Raw genomic sequence first — 25355 nt, 5'->3', positions numbered from 1 at the left:
GTAAACAATTCTTTCCATTAGGAAACATCCGGCTTTACAGTCCGACATCTCACCTTAGGAGTTCACGCATGTTCACCCAAGTTCGACCCACTGTTAGACACGTTGTCCCCAAGGAATTGGGCGATCGCTATCTAGTAAAAGTGGTTTATGTCGTTCTAGAGCCTCAGTATCAAAGCTCTCTTTCCGCTGCAGTGCGCTCCATCAACGAAGGAAATTCCCAGATTGCCATCGAAGTCAGCGGCTATCTGATTGAAGAACTGCGCAGTGAAGAAAACTACGAAGCCTTTAAGCAAGACGTGGCTGAAGCCAATATCTTCATCGGCTCGCTAATCTTCATCGAGGATCTTGCAGATAAAGTTGAAGCGGCTGTGAAACCTCATCGCGATCACCTAGATGCTGCAGTCGTCTTTCCGTCTATGCCACAGGTGATGCGCCTGAACAAGATGGGCAGTTTTTCGATGGCTCAACTTGGTCAATCCAAGAGCGTCATTGGCGAATTTATGAAAAAGCGCCGTAAAAAGCAGGGCAGTGGCTTTGAAGACGCCATGTTAAAGCTGCTGCGGACTTTGCCCAAGGTGCTGAAGTATCTGCCTGTCGAGAAGGCGCAAGATGCTCGCAACTTTATGCTGAGCTTTCAATACTGGCTGGGCGGTTCGGCCGAGAACCTAGAGAACTTCTTGCTGATGCTCTCTGATCGCTATGTCTTGATAGATAAAGAGATCGAAGGCGCGCCTAGCGATGACGGCCTCACTTATGAGCAACCTGTCACCTACCCAGATATGGGTATTTGGCATCCGCTTGCCCCGGAGATGTTTGAAGATATCCGCGAATATCTCAACTGGTACGACTCACGCACCGATATTCCAGAGATTCATCGCAATCCGCTTACCCCCTGTGTGGGTCTAGTGCTACAGCGCACTCACCTAGTGACTGGTGACGAAGCTCACTACGTATCTATCGTTCAAGAGCTAGAGTACAAAGGCGCAAAAGTTATTCCGGTCTTTGCAGGCGGACTAGACTTCTCTAAACCTGTTGATCTTTATTTTTACGATCCGCTCAACCCTAGTGAAGCAATTGTCGATTCTGTCGTTTCTCTAACAGGTTTCGCCTTAGTCGGCGGTCCGGCTCGCCAAGATCACCCCAAAGCGATTGAATCTTTGCAGAAGCTGAACCGTCCGTACATGGTATCTTTGCCCCTTGTCTTTCAAACCACTGAAGAATGGGAAGCGAGTGACTTGGGTCTTCATCCTGTACAGGTCGCTCTGCAAATGGCGATCCCTGAGCTAGATGGCGCGATTGAACCGATTATTATGTCTGGTCGCGATGGCATGACTGGCCGTGCGATTACTTTGCAAGACCGGGTAGAAGCTATCTCCACTCGCGCCCTGAAGTGGGCAAGGCTACGTAAGCTCCCTCGCGTAGATAAAAAGCTAGCCATCACCGTCTTCAGCTTTCCTCCCGATAAGGGTAATGTCGGCACAGCCGCTTATCTCAACGTATTTGGCTCTATCTTCCGGGTGATGGAAGAGATGAAAGCGCAGGGCTACACCATTGAAGACATGCCTGAAACCTCTGAAGAGCTGATGCAGCTAGTGATCAACGATGCGCAGGCACAGTTTAATAGTCCTAATTTAAATGTCGCTCATCGTATGTCTGTAGCTGAATACGAAGCGCTAACGCCCTATTCTGAGCGTTTAGAAGAGAACTGGGGACCACCGCCAGGACAGCTCAACACCGACGGTCAAAATCTGTTGATTTACGGCAAGGCTTTCGGCAATCTATTCATTGGCGTGCAGCCTACTTTTGGTTACGAAGGCGACCCGATGAGACTATTATTCTCTCGCTCCGCTAGTCCTCACCACGGCTTCGCCGCTTACTATACCTATCTAGAAAAGATTTGGAAAGCCGACGCGGTCTTGCACTTCGGCACGCATGGTTCTTTAGAATTTATGCCGGGTAAGCAGATGGGGATGTCTGGCAAATGCTATCCCGATAATCTGATCGGCAATACGCCAAACCTCTACTACTACGCGGCGAATAATCCTTCTGAGGCAACGATTGCCAAGCGTCGCGGCTATGCTTCGACCATCAGCTATCTGACGCCTCCTGCCGAGAATGCTGGCTTGTACAAAGGGCTTAAGGAACTAAGCGATTTGATCGGCTCTTACCAAACCTTGAAAGAGGGCGGTCGAGGATTGCCGATTGTGAACGCAATCATTGAGAAAGCGCGTCAGGTAAACCTAGATAAAGATATTGATCTGCCTGGTGAAGACGCTAGCGAGCTGAGTAAGGCAGAAAGAGACACACTAGTGGGTAAAGTCTACATCAAGCTGATGGAGATCGAGTCTCGCTTGCTGCCCTGCGGACTGCATGTAGTGGGTGAGCCACCGACGGCTGAAGAGGCGATCGCAACTCTGGTCAATATTGCCGGACTCGACCGCCCCGAAGAAGAACAAAAGAGCCTACAGCGAATCATTGCCGAGAGCATTAACCGCGACATTGACCAGATCTATCAAAACAGCGATCGCGGTAATCTAGAAGATGTTCAACTGCTGTACGACATCAACAGCGCCGTTCGCGCAGCACTCACTGCCATGGTCGAAGCGCAGCTCAACGACGACGGCCGGGTGTCGATGAAGTCAATGCTCTCCTCCTTTGGCTTTGGTGGCAGTAAAGATCCCTGGACTCAAGCCATTCATGACCTAGGCTACGAGAACGTTCAAAACGATGCCTTAAAACCTCTGTTTGAGTTCTTGCAATATTGCCTAGAGCAGGTGGTCAAAGATAATGAGCTCTCTTCGTTGCTAAGTGCGCTTGATGGTGAATATGTGCTGCCTGGTCCAGGGGGCGATCCGATCCGTAATCCAGACGTCTTGCCGACTGGTAAGAACATGCACGCGCTTGACCCGCAATCGATTCCAACATCTGCGGCGGTACAGTCTGCTAAGACTGTTGTAGATCGTTTACTTGAGCGTCAGAAGCAGGAGAACAACGGTGCGTATCCTGAAACGATCGCAACCGTGCTTTGGGGTACTGACAATATCAAAACATACGGCGAGTCTCTAGCGCAGATGATGTGGTTTGTAGGTGTAAAGCCTGTGCCAGATTCTCTTGGTCGGATGAACAAACTAGAGCTGATCTCGCTAGAAGAGTTAGGTCGTCCGCGAATTGACGTGGTGATCAACTGTTCGGGTGTGTTTCGTGACCTGTTCGTCAACCAGATGGCATTGCTCGACCGGGCAGTGAAGATGGCAGCCGAAGCTGATGAGCCCATAGAGATGAACTTTGTTAGGAAGCACGCCATGGCCCAGGCCGAAGAATTTGGCTTATCTTTGCGGAATGCGGCAACTCGGATTTTCTCCAATGCCTCTGGTTCCTACGCGGCCAATGTCAACCTAGCGGTAGAAAACAGCAGTTGGGAAGAAGAACAAGAGCTGCGTGATATGTATCTGGCGCGTAAGTCTTTTGCCTTTAACTGCGATAATCCTGGCATGATGGAACAATCTCGGGGTCTGTTGGAATCTTCTTTGAAAACTGCTGACGTAACTTTCCAAAACTTGGATTCGTCAGAAATTTCCCTCACCGACGTTTCTCACTACTTCGACTCTGATCCGACAAAGGTAGTGGCAAGCCTTAGAGATGACGGCAAGAAGCCGGCGTCTTTTGTCGCAGATACCACAACCGCGAATGCTCAGGTGCGATCACTCTCTGAAACCGTTCGCCTAGACACCCGTACGAAGCTGCTTAATCCAAAATGGTATGAAGGCATGCTAGCAAACGGCTACGAAGGCGTGCGCGAACTCTCGAACCGTCTGGTCAACACCATGGGCTGGTCAGCGACCGCCGACGCGGTAGATAACTGGGTCTACGAAGATACCAACGATACCTTTATCAACGATCCTGACATGTGCAAACGGCTGATGGACTTGAACCCCAACTCTTTCCGTCGGATGGTGACCACACTGCTAGAGGTGAATGGTCGCGGCTACTGGGAGACCAGCGATGAAAACATCGAGCGATTACAGGAACTCTACGAAGAAGTAGAGAACCGGATCGAAGGCGTTGAGTAAATCGATATTTAACCTTCGATAAACCCTTTCACGCCTTCAACCACAACCTTTGCAACAGGGTGTTGAATAGCTTGCTCTAGCGCTTCATCGCCTGCCGATTGAAGCGCTTTTACTATGCGTTGTTTCAGCGTTGGGTTTTGTTTGATCTCTGTGAGAGCGGATGCTTCAATCTTGGCTTGGCCTTTGGCGCTGTTGGAATTGTATTCTTCAGAGAGTTCGTCGAGTAGGGCTTTGATGTCGCGGGCGGCTTGAGCGAGGTCAGGATTGTTATTGATTTGGGTTTGAACCTTGTCGCGCATGACTTTGTCGCCTGCGATGTTGTCACCTTTGTCGTACTGGTTGATTTGGGTATTGATCGATGTACTCATAGCAGGTGTGGTGTAGGGCTTAAAGGGGCTGTAGTGAAGGCGAATGAGCTGTTCAGCTTTGAGTGGAAGCATGGCGTAGGTTTGGCCATTGTCGTCGCTGAATTCGACTTCGTAGACGCTGGGTGCGAGGGTTTCGACGATAGTGCCAACTTGTCCGGGTAGAAGATTGTATTTGGGTAGGGCTTCGGTAAGCGCTACAACATCTAGCAAGTGAAGCGCTGTGAGGGTAGTCGTCATTATCTAAGTCACCTCCGAATGATGTAGCAGCTGGTCAGTCGTGGAAAGTTTTCTGTGAGTCGAATAATCCAGCTACTACGAATGATAGCGGAGTTTTGAAGTCGAGTAATTGGGAAGTCGATGACGTATCTGTCTCCGTACTCACTGGGTAGTTTTAGCGTAGCGTCGTATTGCTGTGCGGCGGCTAGTAGTATGGTTTTCAGTTCTTCTGCATTGGCAGCGTTGAACCCAAGAATCGAAGAAAAAAGCCGGGCTTTGTGTTTGCCGCGAGGATGATTGGCGTTGAGGCTATAGCTTCGCAACTTGTTGATATCTACGAAGGCCGATTCCGCATTAGGTAGTTTCATGGCACTGACTTTTTGGCGGTTGTTCGGTTTTGCCGAATGATGCCTAACTAAATCTTCAACATAGTAGCTATTTAATTCTCGCTCTTCTTACTGATTATCTGTTGATTTGTGTGTCGATGCTGTCACCTTCAGCTTTGTTGCCTGCAAAATTGTCGCCGTCTGCATATTGGTTGACAGTGTTGTGGATGACTCGATTGTCGAAATAGTTGTCAGCGGCAGCAATGTCGTCGCGGACTGCCTGGTCGGTGATGTCGCTAATGAGACGGCGAACATCTACTTGCTCTATGCTGGCGCGGCATTCGATGGTGTAGCGGCGCTTGGCAATGTATCTTTGTAGCAGATCATAAGAATAGAATTCTGACTCGTTATGGCTGCTCTGGCATTCGGTGCAGTTGCAGGGAATGAGTTCTTTGTACTGCAGGCGCTCATAAGATTCATGAATTTTCCAAAGTTCATAGCGAATCTTTTCTAGTAGCGGCTTTCTGTTGCCGCCGCTAACGCGAACTTGGATCTCCTTTTGGGGATAGTTTTCTATCACCTCAGCTTTGGCCCATTTGTCAGCGAGGACAACGCCATTTTTCCAAACGTGGTTTTGATCTTCGATTAAGGGATGGGTTTCGACAATGAAGCGGGTGAGGATGCCTTTGGGCATAAAGTCGTAGCGGTAGCGAAGGATAAGGTTGTCTGTGGAATTCCAGTCGTATTGCGGTTTGCTGACGGGGAGAAGCTGAGGAGCAATGTAGTTACCTGGGCTATTCGGCAGCTCGTAAGCGAGTTTGAATCGCATCATCAGTTGGAGAAGTTCATCGCGTAGATCTGAGTATTGGCTATCAGACCAGATTTCGGCGGTATCAGCTTCGGTGAAGCGGCCTTTGTTTTTACGGACGGTGTCGCTGTCGGCAACTTTGTAGACGGCGGTAGTGGCCCATTCGGGTTTGAGGATGACGGTGCGTTTGAGGAGTTTGTCGTCTTGGAAGTGAAGGCAGACACCAAGATCGTGAAGGTAGCTGCTGAGGAACAGCATTTGGGCTTTGTCGATGAAGCCGTTTTGGCGGCAGAGGTCGCAGTATTGTTCGACTGTGATGGTGTTGCAGTTTTGGGAGTAGTTTTCTAGGGCAGCGCGGACGCGGACCCAGATTTTCGGCAGGGGATTGCCAACGTGGGGGAGAGTGCTGATATGGTAGCGGATGGCGTCTTTGATTTTATCTAGGCCGCGATTATCCTTTAGATTTGTGGAAAAGCTGTCTTTTAGATTGTTGAACTGGCTTTTGAACAATCCTTCGTCAATCTCGCACTGGCGATCTTGCTTTTCGTTTTTGATAATTAGGACGGGGCTGCTGTCGGTAAGAAGTTCGACAATTTTTAGCCAGTAGTAGAAGTCGGTGTTTTCGGCGCGGGTATCGGCGACGAGGAGATAGAGGGAGCGTTTGGTGAGGAAGAACTGGTGAGTAGCGTGGTAGATTTCTTGGCCACCGAAGTCCCAAATATTGACGCGGAAAGTGTCGCCATCGGAGAGGGAAAAGTCCCAACGAATAACGTCGATGCCTTCGGTGGATTTTTCGTCTTTTGGGAGCTCGTAGTCTGAATTGTCTACCTTTTTGGCGAGGGAGGTTTTACCTGCACCGCCTTCTCCAACAAGGATGAGTTTGGCTTCGTACAATGGAACAGAACCCTCCTCAGCCTGTAGTTGAAAATAAAAGCTGAAGATTTTGGCAATTTCACCTGGCTGTGCTCCTGCTCGGTTGCCGCCAAGAATCTCAGGCGGAATAGGCAAAGGATTTCCCCGCAGGTCAATCTGTTTAAGCTTTTCTAAACTTTGAATCTTTGAGTCTACGCGAGATAGCTGATTGAAGCTCAAATCTAGAACTTCTAAGCTAGGTAAAGAGAAGAGGCAATCAGAAATATGTGTAAGTTTGTTTCCTTGCTTCGAAGCACCGAACGCTCTGAGAACATTATGGTAATAGCTATCGAAAATAAGGCTAGCGCTGCCTAGAGATAGTTTCTCAAGATGAAGCAGTCGGCTCAGTTCTGCGGGTAACTGTTCTAGAAAGTTTCCTCCTAGAAATAGAGAGCAAAGGGTGTCTAGTTGACATATCTGACGTGGTAACTCACTCAACTGGTTATCACTTAGATCGAGCGAAGTCAAGCTTTGTAGCTGACCAATGACTTCTGGCAAAGTGCTCAGCTGATTAGAACGCAGGTAGAGCGAAGTCAAACTTTGTAGCTGACCGACGACTTCTGGCAAAGTGCTTAGCTGATTGGAACTCAGATCGAGCGAAGTCAAGCTTTGTAGCTGACCGACAACTTCTGGCAAAGTGCTTAGCTGATTGGAACGCAGGTCGAGCGAAGTCAAACTTTGTAGCTGACCAACAACTTCTGGCAAAGTGCTTAGCTGATTAGAACTCAGGTCGAGTGAAGTCAAGCTTTGTAGCTGACCGACAGCTTCTGGCAAAGTGCTCAGTTGATTGGAACGCAGGTTGAGCGAAGTCAAACTTTGTAGCTGACCAACAACTTCTGGCAAAGTGCTTAGCTGATTAGAACTCAGGTCGAGTGAAGTCAAGCTTTGTAGCTGACCGACAGCTTCTGGCAAAGTGCTTAGCTGATTGGAACGCAGGTAGAGCGAAGTCAAGCTTTGTAGCTGACCGACCACTTCTGGCAAAGTGCTCAGCTGATTAGAACTCAGGTCGAGCGAAGTCAAGCTTTGTAGCTGACCGACAACTTCTGGCAAAGTGCTCAGCTGATTAGAACTCAGGTTGAGCGAAGTCAAACTTTGTAGCTGACCAACAGCTTCTGGCAAAGTGCTCAGTTGATTGGAACTCAGGTAGAGCGAAGTCAAACTTTGTAGCTGACCGACCACTTCTGGCAAAGTGCTCAGTTGATTGGAACGCAGGTTGAGCGAAGTCAAACTTTGTAGCTGACCAACAACTTCTGGCAAAGTGCTTAGCTGATTAGAACTCAGGTCGAGTGAAGTCAAGCTTTGTAGCTGACCGACAGCTTCTGGCAAAGTGCTTAGCTGATTGGAACGCAGGTAGAGCGAAGTCAAGCTTTGTAGCTGACCGACCACTTCTGGCAAAGTGCTCAGCTGATTAGAACTCAGGTCGAGCGAAGTCAAGCTTTGTAGCTGACCGACCACTTCTGGCAAAGTGCTCAGCTGATTAGAACTCAGGTTGAGCGAAGTCAAACTTTGTAGCTGACCGACCACTTCTGGCAAAGTGCTCAGTTGATTGAAACTCAGGTCGAGTGAAGTCAAACTTTGTAGCTGACCGACGACTTCTGGCAAAGTGCTCAGTTGATTGGAACTCAGATCGAGTGAAGTCAAGCTTTGTAGCTGACCGACCACTTCTGGCAAAGTGCTCAGTTGATTGGAACGCAGGTTGAGCGAAGTCAAACTTTGCTGACCGACCACTTCTGGCAAAGTGCTTAGCTGATTGGAACTCAGGTCGAGTGAAGTCAAGCTTTGTAGCTGACCGACCACTTCTGGCAAAGTGCTTAGCTGATTGGAACGCAGGTAGAGCGAAGTCAAGCTTTGTAGCTGACCGACCACTTCTGGCAAAGTGCTCAGCTGATTGGAACTCAGGTTGAGCGATCGCAACTTCCTCAACCTACCAACAACCTCCGGTATCTCTTCAAACTGGTTGTAGGCAAGAAAGAGTGATCGCAACTCTGTCAACCGCCCAATCTCATCCGGCAAAGTCTGTAAGTTGTTTCCACGACGTCTCCGCTGCTTATCCCACAGTCCTAGTACTAAAGTTTTCAACTTCGTCAGCTTACCAATCTCCGGCGGCAGCTCATCAATTCCCATCCCTGCCAAATCCAGCGTCGACCGTCCATCCGCCGCCGCCTCGTCAATTAGCCTGAGCAATTCGTCTTTCGTCACCGCAGTTCGCCATCGTCGCTGCGGTTAGCATAGCGTAGTCAGCAAGCTAGTCTTACTACTGCAATACTACGCTGTCTCTCCATCTGCGAGCTGAGGTATTGAGGTGATCAACGCCCTCAGCACCTTATTAACCGACTCCGGTGTCGTGAATATCTGGGCGACATCTTCGTCTAGAATAACAACCCTTTTCCCTAGCGTTTTATCTTGTTTAGCAAAGCGGTTAGGCTTCGCTTGAGCGTAATCAAATCGGTATTCAAGAAGCAATTCGTCGTTGAGATTCTCCATTTTTCCAGAAGGCGTTTTTATCATGGTCATAGCTTTCTGGGCGAAAAGAATGGTAGCCGTTCTGAAATCTGGCTCTGTTTGCCTAAGATCGCGGCAAAATGTCCCTATGCTGCTGATTATGTAGTCAGCGCTACAGGCTAACGCTGCTTCAGACCCACGCTATAGAGATGTAACCATGCGGCTCAATATTCGGCTAGATTTGACCTCGCCACAAGTCAGCGGTCGGCTGCTAGAGGGGCTAGATGATTGGGTGAAACTAGGACTGCTCTCTGACGCGCAGGTACGAGAAATCGCGTCGACGATGAGCGAGCCGTTGCCGTTGGTGTACAAGCCCTTGGGTGGCGAAGCTACTGAAGCATTAAGTGAGCTAGACCCTACGACAACAGAAGAGAGTCAGCCGCTAAGTGTGCGATCGCCTAACCGAATTGCTCAAGCGGCGGCAGCGTTAGTCGAAGAAATTAGCGTTATCTGGCTGCTGTTTTTAGGTGTCTTTTTAGTTGTTGTTTCGTCGGGTGTGCTGGCAGCAAGCCAGTGGGAGTCGTTCTCACCAGTCGGACAATACTGTGTGCTGTTTGCCTATACGCTGGCGTTTTGGGGGGCGAGTCTTTGGGCGCAAAGGCAGGACAACTTGCAAAGTACTGGGCGAATGCTAGCACTAGCGACGATGCTGCTGATTCCGGTGAATTTCTGGATGATGGATCGCTTTGGTGCTCTAAGTGGTGCGATTGGCGTAGCCGTCTGTAGCGTGGCAGCGATCGCCCTCACCCTACTCCCCTTAAGTTTTTCGAATGAACTGATGCCTCGGCGCACCAATCAGATCAACCTAGTTGGACTGAGCTGGCTGCATTGGGGATGGAGCTTTGCAGCCTGGCCAGTACTCGCTACCTATATTGGCGCTATCTCAACAGCGGCTAATTTAATCTATCAAGACCGCCATGCTGCTGAAGTCGCTGATAGGTCAGCACCTGCTCCGATAGATCCAACTGTTACTTCTGATACTGTTACTTCTGCTCCGATAGATCCAACTGTCACCTCAACTACCAATACAACAATCGATACAACAGAGCTACCGAATGACTCAACTGCGAACCTAGATGGCTCATTAAATAGCGGACTGTCGTTCGATGTGTTGGCGGTCATGCTCTCTGGTGTCGTTCTGTTAGTTCGTAGCTTATTGGTTGCACAGGTGCCGCCCTATCAACTGGGATTAGCAGCGGGCATTTGTGGTTGGCTATTGATATGGCTAACTCGGCAAAAGGCAAGTCGGGTTGTCTGGGAACGCGCTGGGTTTGGTCTTCTGTTGTTGGGTTGGATAATCACAGCCGGGCAAGTACCGCCTTTACAGGCGATCGCAATCAGTGTGCTAGCGATCAACCTAATCTGGTCAAAACTGCATCGGTCTTGGACAAGAGACTACCTGCTGGCGGTCCTAGGCATTTCGCTACAGACCTACGCGCTCTTGTGGAAGGTACTACCAGCGATCTGGCGCGATCGCCTGCTGACGCTTTTATCAACTTGGTTTGATGTAGGCAACATTGAGGCTGTGGACTGGGCTAGTCTTGGCTTTTTTCCTTTTTTGCTGGGCGTGCTGGCATTCACTGTGTATCTTCGCCGCCAAGAACAGCAAAAGTTAGCGCAGCAAACAGAACAGATAGCGCTGTGGGGCGGTCTATTTCTAGCACTATTGAGTTTAGGCAACAGCTTTACCGCCGCTATCAACCTCACTTTATCGACAGCTACTTTGGCCTGGGTATTGACCCACCGACGCACGTTCTCCGACCATCTGCTGACGCTAACGCACGGGTTGGGCTTAGCCGCAGTAGCTAGCTGGATCTACTACATTGCGCTGAACCTGAGTACCTCAATTTGGGGCTGTATTGCATTAGCCGCGATGACTATAGAACTTCTTTGTCATCCGTACCTACGCAGTCAGCGACTACAGCTAAATACTTGGGGAGCAGGTCTTGGTCTAGCTGCTATCGGCTACGGTCTGCTGCTGTCGGGCTGGGCGGATACGCCCCCCTGGCTATGGCTATGGGTGCCCGCTGTGCTGACTGTAGTTGCCAACCATCGTCATACCCTGAAGCCTAGAACTACTGCAAAGGTAGCTACTCTCGGCTTTTTGATGCAGGTACCCTGGCTAATCAACTGGCCGGTTACTCTTTTTAGCTTTGCGATCGCTACTCTCTGCACGGGAATCAACAGCCGTATCTGGCGAAGTCTGTGGGCCGCTCAGTTTACCGTTGGCTTTGCGCTGCTACTAACGACTAGCCTTGTTTGGCGAGGTCTGCTAGAGCGAATGGAACATAGCGCTGGCAGGCTGACGGTTTTTTGGGCGATCACAATCTGGGCGCTGTGGTTGATACGCAGAAGACTGGCAGGGCGAACTGAAGGTGAACTAAGGCAGCTCTTTACCAAAGCCGTGCGCAACTGGGCCATGGGATTGCTGCTGATGCTATTAGCGTGGGGAACGCTTGCCACAGCAATCGCACTATTCGATTCTCAAATTGCCACTTCCAGTGAAGTTGTCTACTTCAACTATCTGCTAGCCAGCTTCATTCTGCTGATGGCTGCTTTGGCTGAACGTCTGCGTCACCGCGCCACCAACTGGCAGTATTACACTCTAGCCTGGGCTATCGAAATTGTGGTTGCCTTAGCCTTGATGCTTCAGATCCCGCCAGAAATCGAGGTTGCCTATACGCTGACGCTGCTAGGAGTCGCAACGCTATCAATAGGATTGGCTACCCAGATTGCTGGTGATGTCTGGACGCTAAAACGTCCTTCCTATCGCACTAGCTGGCATGTTATTCCCGTTCTCTACGCCGCTTTGGGACTATGGCTAGGACATGCAACTTTCACAGCAGGAACAGGCTGGCTGACTGTAGTAGCGGGCCTCGTTTTAATCGGGGTAGGCCGTAGAAGAGCTTGGGGTCAACGCAATTCCGACTTGCTGAGCTGTCTCGGACTCTTGGGCTTTTCGATAGGCGCTTATGAGCTGCTGGTCTACCGATTACTGCAACTAAGCGGTGGTCAGGTGGGTGATGGCCTGACGTTGATGGCGGTGTTAGCCCTGCTACTGACTGCGCTATACCGAGTCGCTGGGCACTGGCTAGCGAAATATTCAAAGCTTCCTTTTCGGCTAATCACGCTAGCAAATCACGGCCATTGGGTAGTAGCAGGGGTGCTCTGTGTGATCGCGCCAGTTCAAGAACTTAGTCAGCCACAGGGCATCTTGCTTTGGACGGTAACAGCGCTACTCACTTCTAGCTATGCGGTGGTCGTGGGTAATCGCCTATGGACACCGCATCCATTAATCGCTAATCATACTACTTGGACAAGACTAGGCCTTTTGGGAGGATTACTGTGCGTAGCCTACGACCGATTCGCATGGTTTCCTAACCAAACCGGATTGTTGGTCTGGGGAGGGGCGATCGCCTGCGGTATCGGTTCTGTGCTCTATGTCATATCGTGGGAGCGACTGGGCTGGAGAGATGAAATTCGATTGCTTGGCCTTTGGCTGCCGCTACTGACCCTTAGCATCACGCTGCTAGAGGTTCAAACTCTAGGATTGTTGATCATCGCTGCCTTTTATGCGTGGATGGCAAACCGAACCGATAGGATCAGACTAAGCTACATCGGTATGGCTTTATTTGATCTCACGCTGCTGGACTACTTGAACGGTAGAGAATGGCTCACTGCTGTGACCTTTAGTCTAATCGTCTCACTTTCAATTTTATACATAACCGAAGTAGAGCCGTATCTTCGCAACGGCTCGAAACGACAGCAAAAGCACTGGATCAGGATACTTGCAAGTGGGATAGTTGGTGTCAGCGCTCTATATCAAACAGAAGTTTCCGAGGCGCTGCTGGTGTTTGCGGCTGTAGCGATCGCAATTGGAATTCTGTTCATCTTTGCAGGACTTATTTTGAAAGTTAGAGCCTTTTTGTACGTCGGTACGGCTACTTTTGTCCTACAGATTTTGCGGGTGCTGTGGCTGTTCATCAGCGCAAACTCCCTATTGCTGTGGGCGGTAGGTATTGTGTTGGGGTTAGTCTTTATCTGGGTAGCGGCGACCTTTGAGTCTAGGCGATCGCAAGTCTCTAGTCGACTGTCTTCTTGGACTGCAGCGTTAGAAACCTGGGAGTAGCACCAAAGCAGACAAAGTACTTGTTAGAGCATAGCTCGCCTGCGCTTTCGTTTCCCCAGTAGCTACTCTTAGCTTGAGCAGGTTTACTGAGCAGAGTTGTCTTCTAACTAGGTTCTAATCGTATCAAGCGGCCGCTAGGTTCGTCTGTCAGAACATAGATCTGTCCGTCTGGGCCTTGAGCAACGTCTCGCACCCTTTGTCCAATGTCGATAGGCGTTTGGCCAAGTATAGTGCCTGAGTCATCTAGCTGAATGTGTTGAACAGATTGCGAGACAAGCCCACCGGCGAACAAATCACCCTGCCATTGGGGAACCAGTTCGCCTCTATATACCATCAGACCAGAAGGTGCGATCGCAGGCGTCCAAACAACTAAAGGATCGATCATACCGGGACGCGATCGCTCTGATGAAATTTCTCCACCCGAATACTCACGGCTATGGGTGACAACCGGCCAGCCATAGTTCTCTCCAGGTGCTACCTGATTCAGCTCATCTCCGCCTCTAGAGCCGTGCTCTGTAGCCCATACCTGGCCTGTCGCGCTGTCTATGGCCACCCCCTGGATGTTGCGATGGCCATAGCTCCAAATAGCTGGATCAGCTTCAGACGTATCCACGAAGGGATTGTCGGCAGGAATTGAGCCATCGTCATTAATCCGCACTATTGAACCTAGATGAGAGCTGAGATTTTGGGCTTGATTACGAATCAACTCCCCTTCTAGCGATACCGGTGGATTACCTCCATCACCGATCGAAACCAGCAGTGTGTTGTCCGGTAGCCAAGCTAGACGAGAGCCAAAGTGCTGAGTCCCTTCTTTGGTCCGGTTTGTCTCAAAAATGACCTGCCACTCAGAAAGAGTACGCCCATCAAAACGAGCACGCGCAACCCGCATACGGTTAGCCGAGCCGGTACCATCGGCGTAGGTAAAATATACCCATTGATTTTCTGCAAACTGAGGGTGGACAGAGACATCCATCAAGCCGCCCTGCCCTCTATTGAATACTGTCGGTAGACCATCTACAGGCGTTGGATCAAGTACTCCATCTTTAAAGATTCGTAGTCGCCCTGGTCTTTCGGTTAACAGCGTGGTCCCGTCAGGTAACCAAGCTATACCCCACGGATGCTCTAACGAATCTACTAGGGTAACTAGCTGTGGCGTAGGGGACTGGGCAAGTAGTTCCGCTGATCCACTAACTGATGCGTCTGCTGATTCATCAGGTGCGATCGCAGAAGATGTCTGATCTACTTGATCCAAAGGTGCGGTTTGCTCCAAAGGTGAGGTAGCAGGCGAGGCACATCCAGCTATCATCCAGCCTGCGGCTAAAGCCCTAGCTAAATTAGCTAAATAGAAAAAATAGTTTCTAGCACTTGCCATAATTTGGACCAAATCGACGTTGGGTTGAAGCCAAAATCACCTTCATCACAGGCTCAATAGATCATCAGATAGACCATATACCCGTCTTCTCCACACCCATTCTATTTGCTTTGCATAGAGTCATTGAAGAGCAATACATTGTTTTGATTAGATTAATAGATGGCATAGAAGCCAGATGCCATGAAAACCTCTAATTCAGATCATTAGGTGAAAGCTATTGCAAAACTTCTTTTAGCTTATGTTGGTTCCATAGCTCTTGGTACAGACCAGACTGGCTAATAAGCGCATCATGGGTGCCAGATTGAACAATTTGGCCTTGATTCATAACTAGAATGCGATCGCAAGCTGCTGCTGCTGACATCTGATGCGACACAAAGATCACTGTCTTCTTTCGAGTATCACTCGATAGGCTAGCCAAAATCCGAGTAGCTGTCTGGTTATCTACGCTAGAGAGCGCATCGTCTAGAACTAGGATTGGTGCATCGACTAGCAGCGCTCTTCCCAAGGCGGAGCGCTGACGTTGACCGCCTGATAGAGTAATGCCACGCTCACCAACGATCGTTTCGTACTGCTGAGGAAAGGTAAGGATCTCACTGTGCAGTTGGGCTTCTTTTGCAGCGGATTTGACCTCGGGTGTGCCAGTAGCTGGGTCGCCGTAGCGGAGGTTGTTTTGAATAGTTGTGCTAAAGAGGAAGCTGTCTTGGGGGACAAAGGCGATCGCGCCGCGTAAATCACTCAGCCTAATCTGCGTCACATCATAGTCATCTAAAAAAAGCTGCTGAGGATCAATTTCTAGCAGTCGAGGTAAGGCCATGGCTAACGTAGACTTGCCAGCGCCTATGGGACCTACAATAGCCACCGTCTGTCCTGGTTCGATCTGAAAACTAACATTATCTAAGGCAGGGCTTTTTGAACCTGGGTAGCTAAAGGTCAGTCCTTGGGCACGAAGATGTCCGATGGGGTTTGGTAAAGCAACAGCGGTTGAAGCATCACGAATCCGAGGTTGTGCTTCAAAGATAGCTTCAATTCGATCTAGGCTAACCTCACCCCTTTGATAGGCTGTGATGGTGAAGCCCAAAAGCGCCGTTGGAAAAACAAGCTGCTGAATATACAGAATAACCGCGACAAAATCTCCAGGCGTCAGCCTACCTCGAATAATTGCCTGAGAACCAATTGCCAAAGCAATCACCAGACTCAGGCTAGCAAAGCCACCTAATAGCGGGAATAGGGTATTTCGCGTTTTTGCCAATGCAAGGTTTGCACTCAAAAGATCTTGGTTGTGGCGAGCAAAAGCGCGACGTTCATTCTCTTCTTGAGCGTATATTTTAATGAGAGAAATGCCACCCATATCCTCTTGAATCAAATCGCTCAGGTCAGAGATCTCTTCTTGAACATCTAGCTGCTGTCGGCGTAGACGATTGCCAAACACGGCTACCACACCAAACATAACTGGATAGACTGCCAAAGAGAAAAGCGCTACGCTGCCATCTAAGCTCACCATTGTTGGCACGATCATCACATAGGCAAACAGCGTATTTGCCATACTAAGGACGGCAAAGCCCAACAGGCGACGGATATTATCAACATCGCTAGTCGCTCGGTTGATCAGATCGCCAATCGTGTTGCGACCAAAGTAAGCCGGCTCGAGCTTTAGTAAATGGTCGAAAATACGCTGCTTTAAATCGAACTCGACCTGCCGACCAGCGCCAAACAAGAAGATCCGCGAAGCCATGCGAATTACCCACATGACGCTAGCAAGTACTAGTACTAAAAGCACATAGAGGGCCAATCGATTGAACGTAAATGAAACTGATAGCTCATCGACGATGTAGCCGATAATTAGTGGAATCGTTACGCCTAGCGCATTGACAATTAATAGCGATAGTAGACCCAAGCTCACCGGTTTCCAATGAGGCCTAAGATAGCCGACTAGGCGCATGAATTTAGAAGATTGAGCCATATAGAAGTGATCAGCCGTAGTGAGATATTAAGTCGAGATAGCAGGTCAAACAGCGAGTTGCTTACGAGAGCACAAAGTCCTTCATTATGTTGTAGAAGTCCTCTTAACATCCTACCTTTTTGCTTATCCCACCTTCTTACCAGGCAAGCTTCAATTCGACTTGCCTTCATTCGTTAGTGGCTAGGGCAGTAAAGCTAGGGTCAACTCGAACCCAAAACGCTAAATCTAGAGCATCTGCCTTTATGTCAAAGTTGATAATTCTGACGATGACACCGCTCTCATCTAACTGCTGTAGGGCGAGGCGATTGTTCAACCCACCCAACACTATGTTGATCAAACGCGGATCGACTGGATTGCTATCGACGACGACGATAGGATCAATCAGCATGAGGCGATCGCCTGCTGATATGGCCAGTCCTGTCTCTATCTCTACTGCAAAGCTAGCCTCTTCTACGACATCTTCTAGCGCTGCCCTGAGTCTGATACGATCTTCCCCCTGAGAGGCTCCTCCGTCGTTTAGAAAATCTACGCTTGGACTATTGATACGATAGCGAGCGCTTTCCCGTGCCTGTGCTGGATTAGTCGCTAGAGCACCAATGTTCAGATTGTTTAGCCTTTCGGCTACAAAAGGAGAGCGCAAGAAGGCATTTACATCCGCTTCGGTCAGTACGATATGCGCCGCGCCCTGAAGTGCTTGGTCTAGAATGACTTCGCCTTGACGTAAGCGATTAAAATCCAAGTCAATCGGATCACTCTCAAGCTCAGCAACATCGATTCGCAGTCCCAAGATAGGTGAAATTCCACGTCCAACAACGCGCACTTTATCAACTTTCCCTTGCAAAAGCTGGTAAGAGGGGCCGTTGTCAATCCGAACGTCTAGGCTTTCGGCTCTAGCTAGGCGATCGCGAATCGCATTTTCTGCTACGTGATCTAGCACCATACCCACTGGCGAAATCAACAGCAGCAAACTAGATAGAAAAACAGTAACTATTTCCATTATCTTTGGCTATTACTTTTCGATGGCGGCGCTCACCCAGCCCTTAATTGTATGAACAGCTTCATCTAGCGCAATTTCTTCCACCTCTCCGTTAGCGCGTTTGGCTACTTCCACTTTGCCTTGTTTGAGCGATCGCCCTGTTACCACTCGAAAGGGGATACCCACCAGTTCAGCGTCCTTGAATTTCACGCCTGCCCGTTCTTTGCGATCATCTAAGAGTGTCTCTACACCAGCAGAATTAAGGTCATCGTATAGCTGCTTAGCCGCCGCCATCTGGTCGTCATCGCCAATATTAGGCACCACCACGATGGCATGATAGGGCGCGATCGCTACCGGCCAAATAATCCCATTTTTGTCATAAGACTGCTCTACTGCAGCCTGCGCCAGTCTAGAAACGCCCACACCATAGCAGCCCATTTCCAGTGGCACTTCTTTACCTTGCTCGCTGGTATAGGTCGCCCCTAATGCTTCAGAATACTTGTGCCCTAGCTGAAAGATATGACCAATCTCAATGCCTCTAGCAGTTTGAATGATCTGAGTTGGATCATGGACGGCCCGGTCACCTGCGATCGCTGTTCTCAAATCCATTCGGCGCTGTGGTAACACAAACTCCTTTCCCCAGTTCGCACCGACAACGTGAAACCCACTCTCATTGGAACCTGTCACGAAATTCTTCAGCTCAACCGCCGTTTCGTCGACTATCCGCAGGAATTCAGAGGCTAAGCCTTCTGGCTTACCGATGAGATCATCTGATAGATCGGGCGCAATATAGCCCAGTGGCAAAGGTTTAGTCGCCCACTTTGCCTGCGCTTCTGCATCCGGTACTTCCAAAGCTAGTACCGTATTTGCTTCGTACTCACCCGCTAGATTTGTCAGCGCATTTTGTAGCTTCGTCTCATTGACATCTTGATCGCCGCGAATACTCACTAGGACCAGTACCCGCCGTCCGTTGTCGTAACTCACCTGGTACAGCACATTTTTTACGATTTGCGTCGGTGAGCACTCTAGGAAATCGCACAGACTAGCAATCGTTGGCGTATTGGGCGTATCGCGTTTCTCATAGGTCGAAAAAGGAGAAGGCATCGCATCGGGTGGTAACGAAACCGCTTTCTCTACATTGGCAGAATAGTGACCGTCCTCGGTATAGAGCACTTCGTCTTCACCCGCTTCGGCTAGGACCATAAATTCGGTCGAGCCTGAGCCACCAATCGCACCAGAATCTGCCTCGACTGCCCTAAACGCCAGCCCTGTACGACGTAAGATATTGCTGTACGTCCGATACATCTGGTCATAAGTAGCCTTTAGACTCTCCGCATCAGTATGAAAGGAATAGCCGTCTTTCATGATGAACTCGCGGCCACGCATCAGACCAAATCGAGGGCGAATCTCATCGCGAAATTTGGTTTGGATTTGATATAGATGTAGCGGTAATTGCTTGTAAGAGCGGATCATGTCACGGGCGATCGCCGTAATCACTTCTTCATGCGTAGGGCCAAGCGCCAGCTCTTGATCTCTGCGATCGCCCAAGCTAAACATAATTCCTTCGGCTTTAGTATAGGTATCCCATCGTCCGGACTCCTTCCAAAGCGAAGCAGGCTGTAGCTGCGGCAGCAAGCACTCTTGAGCGCCCGTCGCATTCATCTCCTCGCGAACAATTGCCGATACTTTATCGAGCACGCGCTGTAGCAAAGGCAAATAAGCGTACAAACCGCTAGCGATGCGGCGCATGTAGCCAGCCCTTAGTAATAGCTTATGACTTGGTATTTCCGCTTCCGCCGGATCTTCTCGTAACGTGACAAAAAGCATCTGAGACAGTCGCATAAGTCTGAAATTCCCTTTATATCAGCAGCCTGAAGCTACTACAAAAACTGACAAGGATAAGCCACGAGCCAAAAGCCTATGCGATCTCTAAAAGGGCATAAGCTCAAAAGCAAGCGCTATCGATCTCAGATTAGTCTAGAGCATCAGGTCACGAGAATTACAGTAGCGATGAAATGCATTGGGTTAAGGGAATGATCAAACGTTATTAGAACAAATAAGCAAAGCTACAAGAGGAACTTGGAATAGCATTCGCTTGAGAGAAGAAGCAGACACACTGAAACAGTAACGATCTTTCACAGGATGAAAGACTATCCAAACGAAGCAGTAGAGCAGCCGACAAAGACGGCAGCACTCCCACTGCGTCATTCAATACATAAGTGACACAGTGCTCAATTTAATAAAAGACCATGGCCAAATCGAGAAGACGAAATATTACGTTAACTTTGTATCTAAATATTAAGAGTTCTAATCTATCTACCATAAGCATGTAGAGCTAGAAATTAGAGATTCCTCTGTATAGCAAGGTTCAGGTGCTTCCTAAAGCCTTTGGCTCTAAGGTAATAATGATAAAGATTACAATAAAGCGATCAAAATCTTATCTTTGGGTAAATACTTGCGAACTATGGTAAGAAAACGGTTTTTACGTCGATAACTTTCAAAAGAGGTTGTTTTAATGACCGGCTATAGCTTTATATAACTATAGGAACTTGTAATTGATAGCGTTAAAAGAGGTGTCCGTACCAATATGCCATTGATGGCACATTGCTAGAAGGCATTGATGGCAGACTTGGAATCAAAAAAGCAGTGACGAATTTGCTTAAGTTCTGCTGAAACAGAAGCTTTAGAAAACCTCCTATTCGTTCGAGTAATTAGTTCGAGCAACATCAGGATCTTCGATCTGTTAGATCGACGACTCTCTGCCGAGCTTGAGCTGTTGTACTTACTAGCGTTAGTGAATAATCCCTTTACTCATTTTTCGGAGATTGCACTTCTGATAGGTCCCCAGTCAATTTTTCCAAGATCCATAACAAATGCTTTTTGATAGTGAGTAAGTTAAAACAGACCATTCTTATCGCTGAAGACGATGAACGCACTAGAACAGCACTAGTCAAAAGTCTTGAGGCTGCTGATTACATCGTTATTGCCGCTGCGGATGGTCAAGCAGCGCTGCAGTGTTTTCAAACGGCATCTGACATCATCGATCTGGTCGTTTTAGACGTGATGATGCCGAAGCTGGATGGCTTTCAGGTGTGTCAAAGGCTTAGAGCCACTTCTAATGTTCCGATTATTATGGCAACCGTTCTAGGCAGCTCGTCAGACAGAGTGACCGGTCTAGAGATAGGTGCAAATGATTACATAGTCAAGCCCTTTTCCACCAAAGAACTAATCGCTCGTATTCGCTCTATCCTGCGCCGAGCCGCTAGGAGACAAGAGCATGTGTCGGGTGTGGTTCACCGGTCTGCTATCGAGATTGGCCAGTTCGTAATTGACTCTAGTACTCGTAGAGCCTACATAGAGGGACATAATCTGCGGCTTACCGAAATTGAGTTTCGTTTAATTGAATTGCTTGCTAGCAGGCCAGGACATATCTTCTCACGGGGAGATATTCTCGAAGCGCTGTGGGGATATGACGCTAACAGTGCAGCTGATACTAAGACGGTCGATGTTCACATCTCTAGGCTGCGAATCAAGTTGAATGAGACAACGCATAACCCAAAATACATCGTGACGATTCGTGGGCGCGGATATATGTTTCTAGTTCAGCGCTAGTCTTCATAATCGGCTGATTGACTAAGCTATAGCAAGTGTCTTGATCACCAGGTGACTTGATAGTCGTGTTGCCCGCTGCCATATAGCTGCCATGCAGTGTTTCCAACTGATGAATCTGCCCTAAGCAACTCGCCAGATGCTGTAGCTGACAGCTTGGATATAGCTAGTTGACATAGCTAGCTTCTTTGAGTTAGCGGTTCTTGAGAGATCCATCCGACAGTGGCGCTAGTTGCTCTGATGTAGTCTGCGGTTCGGAGCAGAATCATTAAGCCTCGCATGCCGCCCGAAATAGCGATTTGCTCGTATGCCTGTGCCCATTCGTCTAGAAAAACTGGGTAAGGCTTTTTGCAAGCTAGGGCAGTAACTCCCCCTCGAATATAACCAGTGAGCGGCTGAACCTGTTTGAGTAAGACAGTCTTCATAGCGCGGTCGCCACTCAGTCTGGCTAAGGCTTTTAAATCTAGCTGATAGTTACCGGGTACAACAGCTAAGGCAATTCCTTTGCGATCGCCATTGACAACCAGCGTTTTAAACACTTGATCTGTAGGTAAGCCAAGCTTCTGCGCAGTCGTAGTTGCAGATAAGTCGTTAGGATCTACGAAGTAGCTTAACAACTCATACTTAATGCCTAGGCTATCTAGGACACGAACGGCATTCGTTTTCGGCATCTATCTTCAGTCTTGATCTTTCGCGTTTCCTATAGGCATTGATTAGCGAACATTTATAGCAGTTTTCACCTAGGTTGCACTGTAATCGATGGCTATAGCCCTTATCAACCTAATGGTATGCGAAGCTAAGACTGGCTTGGTCTAGATCTAGGAAAAGTGCATTTAGGAAAACTGCATCAAGAGCAAGAGGACAGAGCATGAAGTCGTCAGCGTTCTATAGCACCGACACAGAAGCAGTCGCGTCCGCTAGATTTGGCATCGTATAAACCTTGGTCAGCGGCGGCGACCAACTGATCGAGTTCAATCTTTTGGGGTGAGCTAATAGAAGCAATGCCGAGACTAAGTGTGACGCGATCGCTTACTTCGGACGCACTGTGCATAATATTGAGCTGTCTAACCGTCTCGCAGATATCTTCAGCCACGCGCTTTGCGCCCGAGACATTGGTATCGGGTAAAACCACCGCAAACTCTTCACCACCATAGCGAGCAACTAGATCGGTGTTGCGTTTCACCGCCTGCTCAATTGCCTTAGCAACCTGCCTCAAGCAGAGGTCTCCTGCCTGATGCCCATAGGTGTCGTTGAACCTTTTAAAATAATCAATATCACAAAGAATCAGCGACAGCGAGGATTGCGTAGAGTCGACATTGCTCCACACTCGCTCCATATACTTATCAAAAGAGCGACGATTGGCCACCTGTGTCAAGCCGTCCATCTTAGCGAGTTGTTCAAGCTCCTGATTGAAGTTTTGAAGTGCAACTTCAGCCCGCTTGCGATTGGTAATTTCGGTTGCTGTTCCAAATACCTGAACAGGACGACCCTCAGAGTCACGTTGAAAGATAGTCTCACGGCATAGTAGCCATCGCCAACCTCCCTGACGATGCCGAAGACGATATTCGTTTTCGACGATTTCGCCATCTTTGATTGTCGATAGCCGCTGTCTTTGCTCTATCATCATTTCTTTCTCATCAGCATGCACCAATTTTTCTAGGTAGTGATCGCCTAGCCGCTGCATTTCATAAGGTTCGTATCCTAGTACATTCTCAATCCACCGATTGACGTAAAAGTTACGGCCATCAGCAAAACTGTCTACATACAAAATGTTAGTACTTGCGTCAATCAGTCTCTGAATGAACTGTTGGCTTTCCTGCCAAGCTTGCTCAGCTTGTTCTCTTTCAATTGTCTCTCGTCTAAGCTTTCGATGCTGCTGATCTAACTTGTCGTTGAGTAAACTGCGCTGCTGGTTGTTGATAGCGATCGCCGCAAGTAGCGTAATAGAGGTTGCATTAGCGTTTTCTAACGCAGTCCACTGCCGAGCCTGCCTATGCTCACACCACAGCACACCGACCACAGCACTTTGACATCGGAGCGGCAATTCTAGAAAAGCGCCTGAACGTTGATAGATAAGGCCTTTCTCAATCAAATAGCTGATCGAAGCAGGTGGCTGGGAGATATCTTCAACGATTAGTCCCTGACGACAGCCTAGCGTTTTGAAATAAGGGAGATGTTCCTTTGGATTTAGCCGAGTGCCTTGATAGCGAGTATCTGATTTCCTGTCATATCTATCAAGCAAAACAAAAGCGTCCGGCATACTGTAAAGCCAAAGACTAGCCCTATCAATCCCAAGTATATAAGTGGCAGCTTGAGTGATCACACGGGCAGCTTGTTCTAGATCACCACTATGTAACCCGGGGTGCTGCGATAATTGTTGAAGATAGTGCTGGGGTAGGTGCCCTGGCGAAAAGACGTCTGATGGTAGCTGTTCGATATCTAGTTTAGCTTGAGCAAGGCTAGATACTGGAACAAGTGTCTCAACTAAGGCGCTTCCCTGTGAAGGGTTGATTGGCTCCATATTTTGAGTAATAAGACTTGAGGCGACGAATTGCTCTGAGAGAATTGAGAACCTATTCACTTGAAAGCAACCACATCTAGCACTAACTTAGTGCTTCTAGGGTTCCCGTCCCCTTCTATAAACGTTCAAGGCTAGGTTGTACGCATGACAACGCTTCTGTTGGAATTGATTGGTTGGGATTGATTAGTTTACAAACGCCCTTTGATGCAGGCAGATAGTCTCGAAGCAACAGTAGGAATCCGACGACTGCCTTTAAACCTAGTTACACATAGACCTTTGAGACTGTGCTACTCAAAGATACGGCCAAAGAATTCAATTGTTTCTTCTAAAGATGAAACAAAGGCATCAATTTCTGCAGGGGTATTGTAAAAGTACAGACTCGCCCTGGCGGTGGAGTTGACCCCAAGAATATGGTGCAAAGGCTGCGTGCAGTGATGGCCAGAACGAATGGCGATACCCGATTGATCCAGTAAGGTTGAGAAATCTTGAGCGTGAATCCCCTCTATTGTGAACGTGGCGATCGCTGCCCTGCCAGATCCGTCTTTTTGTGGTTTCGGCCCGTATAGCCTGACCTGTGGCACTTTGCTAATCTTTTCATACAGATAGGCGGTCAAAAAGTGCTCATAATCCGCAATCCGATCCATGCCGATCTTGCTGAGATAATCGACGGCTGCACCTAGGACAACAGCTTCTGCGATCGCCGGTGTGCCCGCTTCAAACTTGTGAGGCAGCTCGGCGTAGGTAGCATGATCGAGTGATACCTCTTGGATCATCTCACCTCCACCTAAAAATGGCGGCATGGCCTGAAGCACATCTAGTTTGCCGTACAAGAAGCCAGCACCCGTCGGTCCACACATCTTATGACCAGAGGCCACTAGCCAGTCACAGCCTATCGCCTGGACATCTACCGGCATGTTTGGCACGCTTTGACAGGCATCAATCAACACCCGCGCGCCGTATTTATGGGCAGTTTCGACAATCTCACGCACCGGGTTTATACAGCCCAAGGTATTAGAGACGTGGTTTACAGCAATTAGCTTAGTTTTGTTGCCCACTAGCTGATGAAACGCCGCTAGATCAAACGTTTGTTCATCGGTTAAAGGCACGTGCTTTAGGACCGCGCCTGTCCGCTGAGCAATTAGCTGCCAAGGTACTAAATTACTGTGATGCTCCATCACGGTAAGTAAGATTTCATCCCCTTTTTCTAGATTGCTTAGCCCCCAAGCATAAGCCACCAAGTTAATCGCTTCACTGGCGTTACGAGTAAACACAATCTCATCGCGAGCAGACGCATTGATAAAGGCCGCAACCTTATCACGAGCACCTTCGTAGGCTTCTGTAGCCCGTGCACTGAGCGTATGCACCCCCCGATGGACATTGGCATTATCAGCTTCGTAGTAGTGAACCATCGCATCTAGAACAGCTCGCGGCTTCTGTGAAGTGGCCGCATTATCTAGATAGACTAGCGGTTTGCCATTGATGCTTTGATGGAGAATAGGAAAGTCAGCGCGGACTTCATTAGCAAGCAGAACTGGAGTGATGGTGGGGACTGTCATAGGGCAAAGATAGTTAGTAGTGAGTGCTCA

The 25355-nt window shown here is 48.8% G+C and carries 14 protein-coding genes; 3 read left to right on the top strand and 11 right to left on the bottom strand.

Annotation, left to right across the window (positions count from 1 at the left end; all coding sequences use genetic code 11):
- The first annotated feature begins 68 nt into the window (after positions 1–68).
- The gene (locus tag S7335_RS16720) at positions 69–4070 is read left to right on the top strand and encodes a magnesium chelatase subunit H (RefSeq protein WP_006455621.1); all 4002 of its coding nucleotides are present in this window, start codon (positions 69–71) and stop codon (positions 4068–4070) included.
- An 8-nt stretch (positions 4071–4078) separates the two neighbouring features.
- Here the strand turns inward: S7335_RS16720 and S7335_RS26925 are convergent, their stop codons facing one another.
- The 4 genes from S7335_RS26925 to S7335_RS16700 form a co-directional block, all read right to left on the bottom strand.
- Positions 4079–4675 (bottom strand): DUF4926 domain-containing protein, encoded by a 597-nt coding sequence (locus S7335_RS26925; RefSeq protein ID WP_006455765.1) that lies wholly within the window; start codon positions 4673–4675, stop codon positions 4079–4081.
- An 8-nt stretch (positions 4676–4683) separates the two neighbouring features.
- Positions 4684–5022 (bottom strand): DUF6883 domain-containing protein, encoded by a 339-nt coding sequence (locus tag S7335_RS16710; RefSeq protein WP_006453568.1) that lies wholly within the window; start codon positions 5020–5022, stop codon positions 4684–4686.
- Between the two features lie 94 nt (positions 5023–5116).
- Positions 5117–8899 carry a leucine-rich repeat domain-containing protein gene (locus S7335_RS26125; protein ID WP_006456809.1) on the bottom strand — a complete coding sequence of 1261 codons (3783 nt, stop codon included), beginning with the start codon at positions 8897–8899 and terminating at the stop codon, positions 5117–5119.
- A 66-nt stretch (positions 8900–8965) separates the two neighbouring features.
- Complete coding sequence (locus tag S7335_RS16700) at positions 8966–9208, bottom strand: hypothetical protein (protein ID WP_006456294.1); 243 nt, start codon at positions 9206–9208, stop codon at positions 8966–8968.
- A 151-nt stretch (positions 9209–9359) separates the two neighbouring features.
- On the opposite strand from S7335_RS16700, the gene S7335_RS16695 reads away from it, so the two are divergent.
- Positions 9360–13331, top strand: coding sequence for a DUF2157 domain-containing protein (locus tag S7335_RS16695; RefSeq protein WP_006456665.1), 3972 nt, complete (start codon positions 9360–9362; stop codon positions 13329–13331).
- Between the two features lie 103 nt (positions 13332–13434).
- Here S7335_RS16695 and S7335_RS16690 read toward each other — a convergent pair whose 3' ends face one another.
- The 4 genes from S7335_RS16690 to proS all read right to left on the bottom strand — a co-directional run bounded on the left by S7335_RS16690 (position 13435) and on the right by proS (position 19481).
- Entirely contained in the window at positions 13435–14703 is a 1269-nt protein-coding gene (locus S7335_RS16690) for a PQQ-dependent sugar dehydrogenase (RefSeq protein ID WP_006456659.1), read from the bottom strand.
- A 214-nt stretch (positions 14704–14917) separates the two neighbouring features.
- Entirely contained in the window at positions 14918–16663 is a 1746-nt protein-coding gene (locus S7335_RS16685) for an ABC transporter ATP-binding protein (protein ID WP_006456632.1), read from the bottom strand.
- A 166-nt stretch (positions 16664–16829) separates the two neighbouring features.
- Positions 16830–17660 (bottom strand): DUF2993 domain-containing protein, encoded by an 831-nt coding sequence (locus tag S7335_RS16680; protein WP_006455141.1) that lies wholly within the window; start codon positions 17658–17660, stop codon positions 16830–16832.
- 12 nt (positions 17661–17672) lie between these two features.
- Positions 17673–19481: a proline--tRNA ligase gene (proS, locus tag S7335_RS16675; protein WP_038016437.1), complete on the bottom strand. Its 1809-nt coding sequence runs from the start codon at positions 19479–19481 to the stop codon at positions 17673–17675.
- A 1038-nt stretch (positions 19482–20519) separates the two neighbouring features.
- Here proS and S7335_RS16670 point away from each other — a divergent pair.
- Positions 20520–21251, top strand: coding sequence for a response regulator (locus tag S7335_RS16670; protein WP_006457632.1), 732 nt, complete (start codon positions 20520–20522; stop codon positions 21249–21251).
- A 176-nt stretch (positions 21252–21427) separates the two neighbouring features.
- Here S7335_RS16670 and ybaK read toward each other — a convergent pair whose 3' ends face one another.
- The 3 genes from ybaK to S7335_RS16655 all read right to left on the bottom strand — a co-directional run bounded on the left by ybaK (position 21428) and on the right by S7335_RS16655 (position 25325).
- Positions 21428–21919 (bottom strand): Cys-tRNA(Pro) deacylase, encoded by a 492-nt coding sequence (ybaK, locus tag S7335_RS16665; protein WP_006453749.1) that lies wholly within the window; start codon positions 21917–21919, stop codon positions 21428–21430.
- Positions 21920–22125: 206 nt separating this feature from the next.
- Entirely contained in the window at positions 22126–23769 is a 1644-nt protein-coding gene (locus S7335_RS26120) for a diguanylate cyclase domain-containing protein (RefSeq protein WP_006454458.1), read from the bottom strand.
- A gap of 287 nt (positions 23770–24056) precedes the next feature.
- Positions 24057–25325, bottom strand: a complete 1269-nt coding sequence (locus tag S7335_RS16655; protein ID WP_006454794.1) for a SufS family cysteine desulfurase — start codon at positions 25323–25325, stop codon at positions 24057–24059.
- Positions 25326–25355: the final 30 nt, after the last annotated feature.

Origin of the sequence: Synechococcus sp. PCC 7335, from assembly GCF_000155595.1 — a bacterium.
In the GTDB taxonomy this organism is placed as follows: domain Bacteria; phylum Cyanobacteriota; class Cyanobacteriia; order Phormidesmidales; family Phormidesmidaceae; genus Phormidesmis.
The sequence above is the reverse complement of the archived record's forward strand: the minus strand, read 5'-3'. Positions and strand labels throughout refer to the sequence as shown.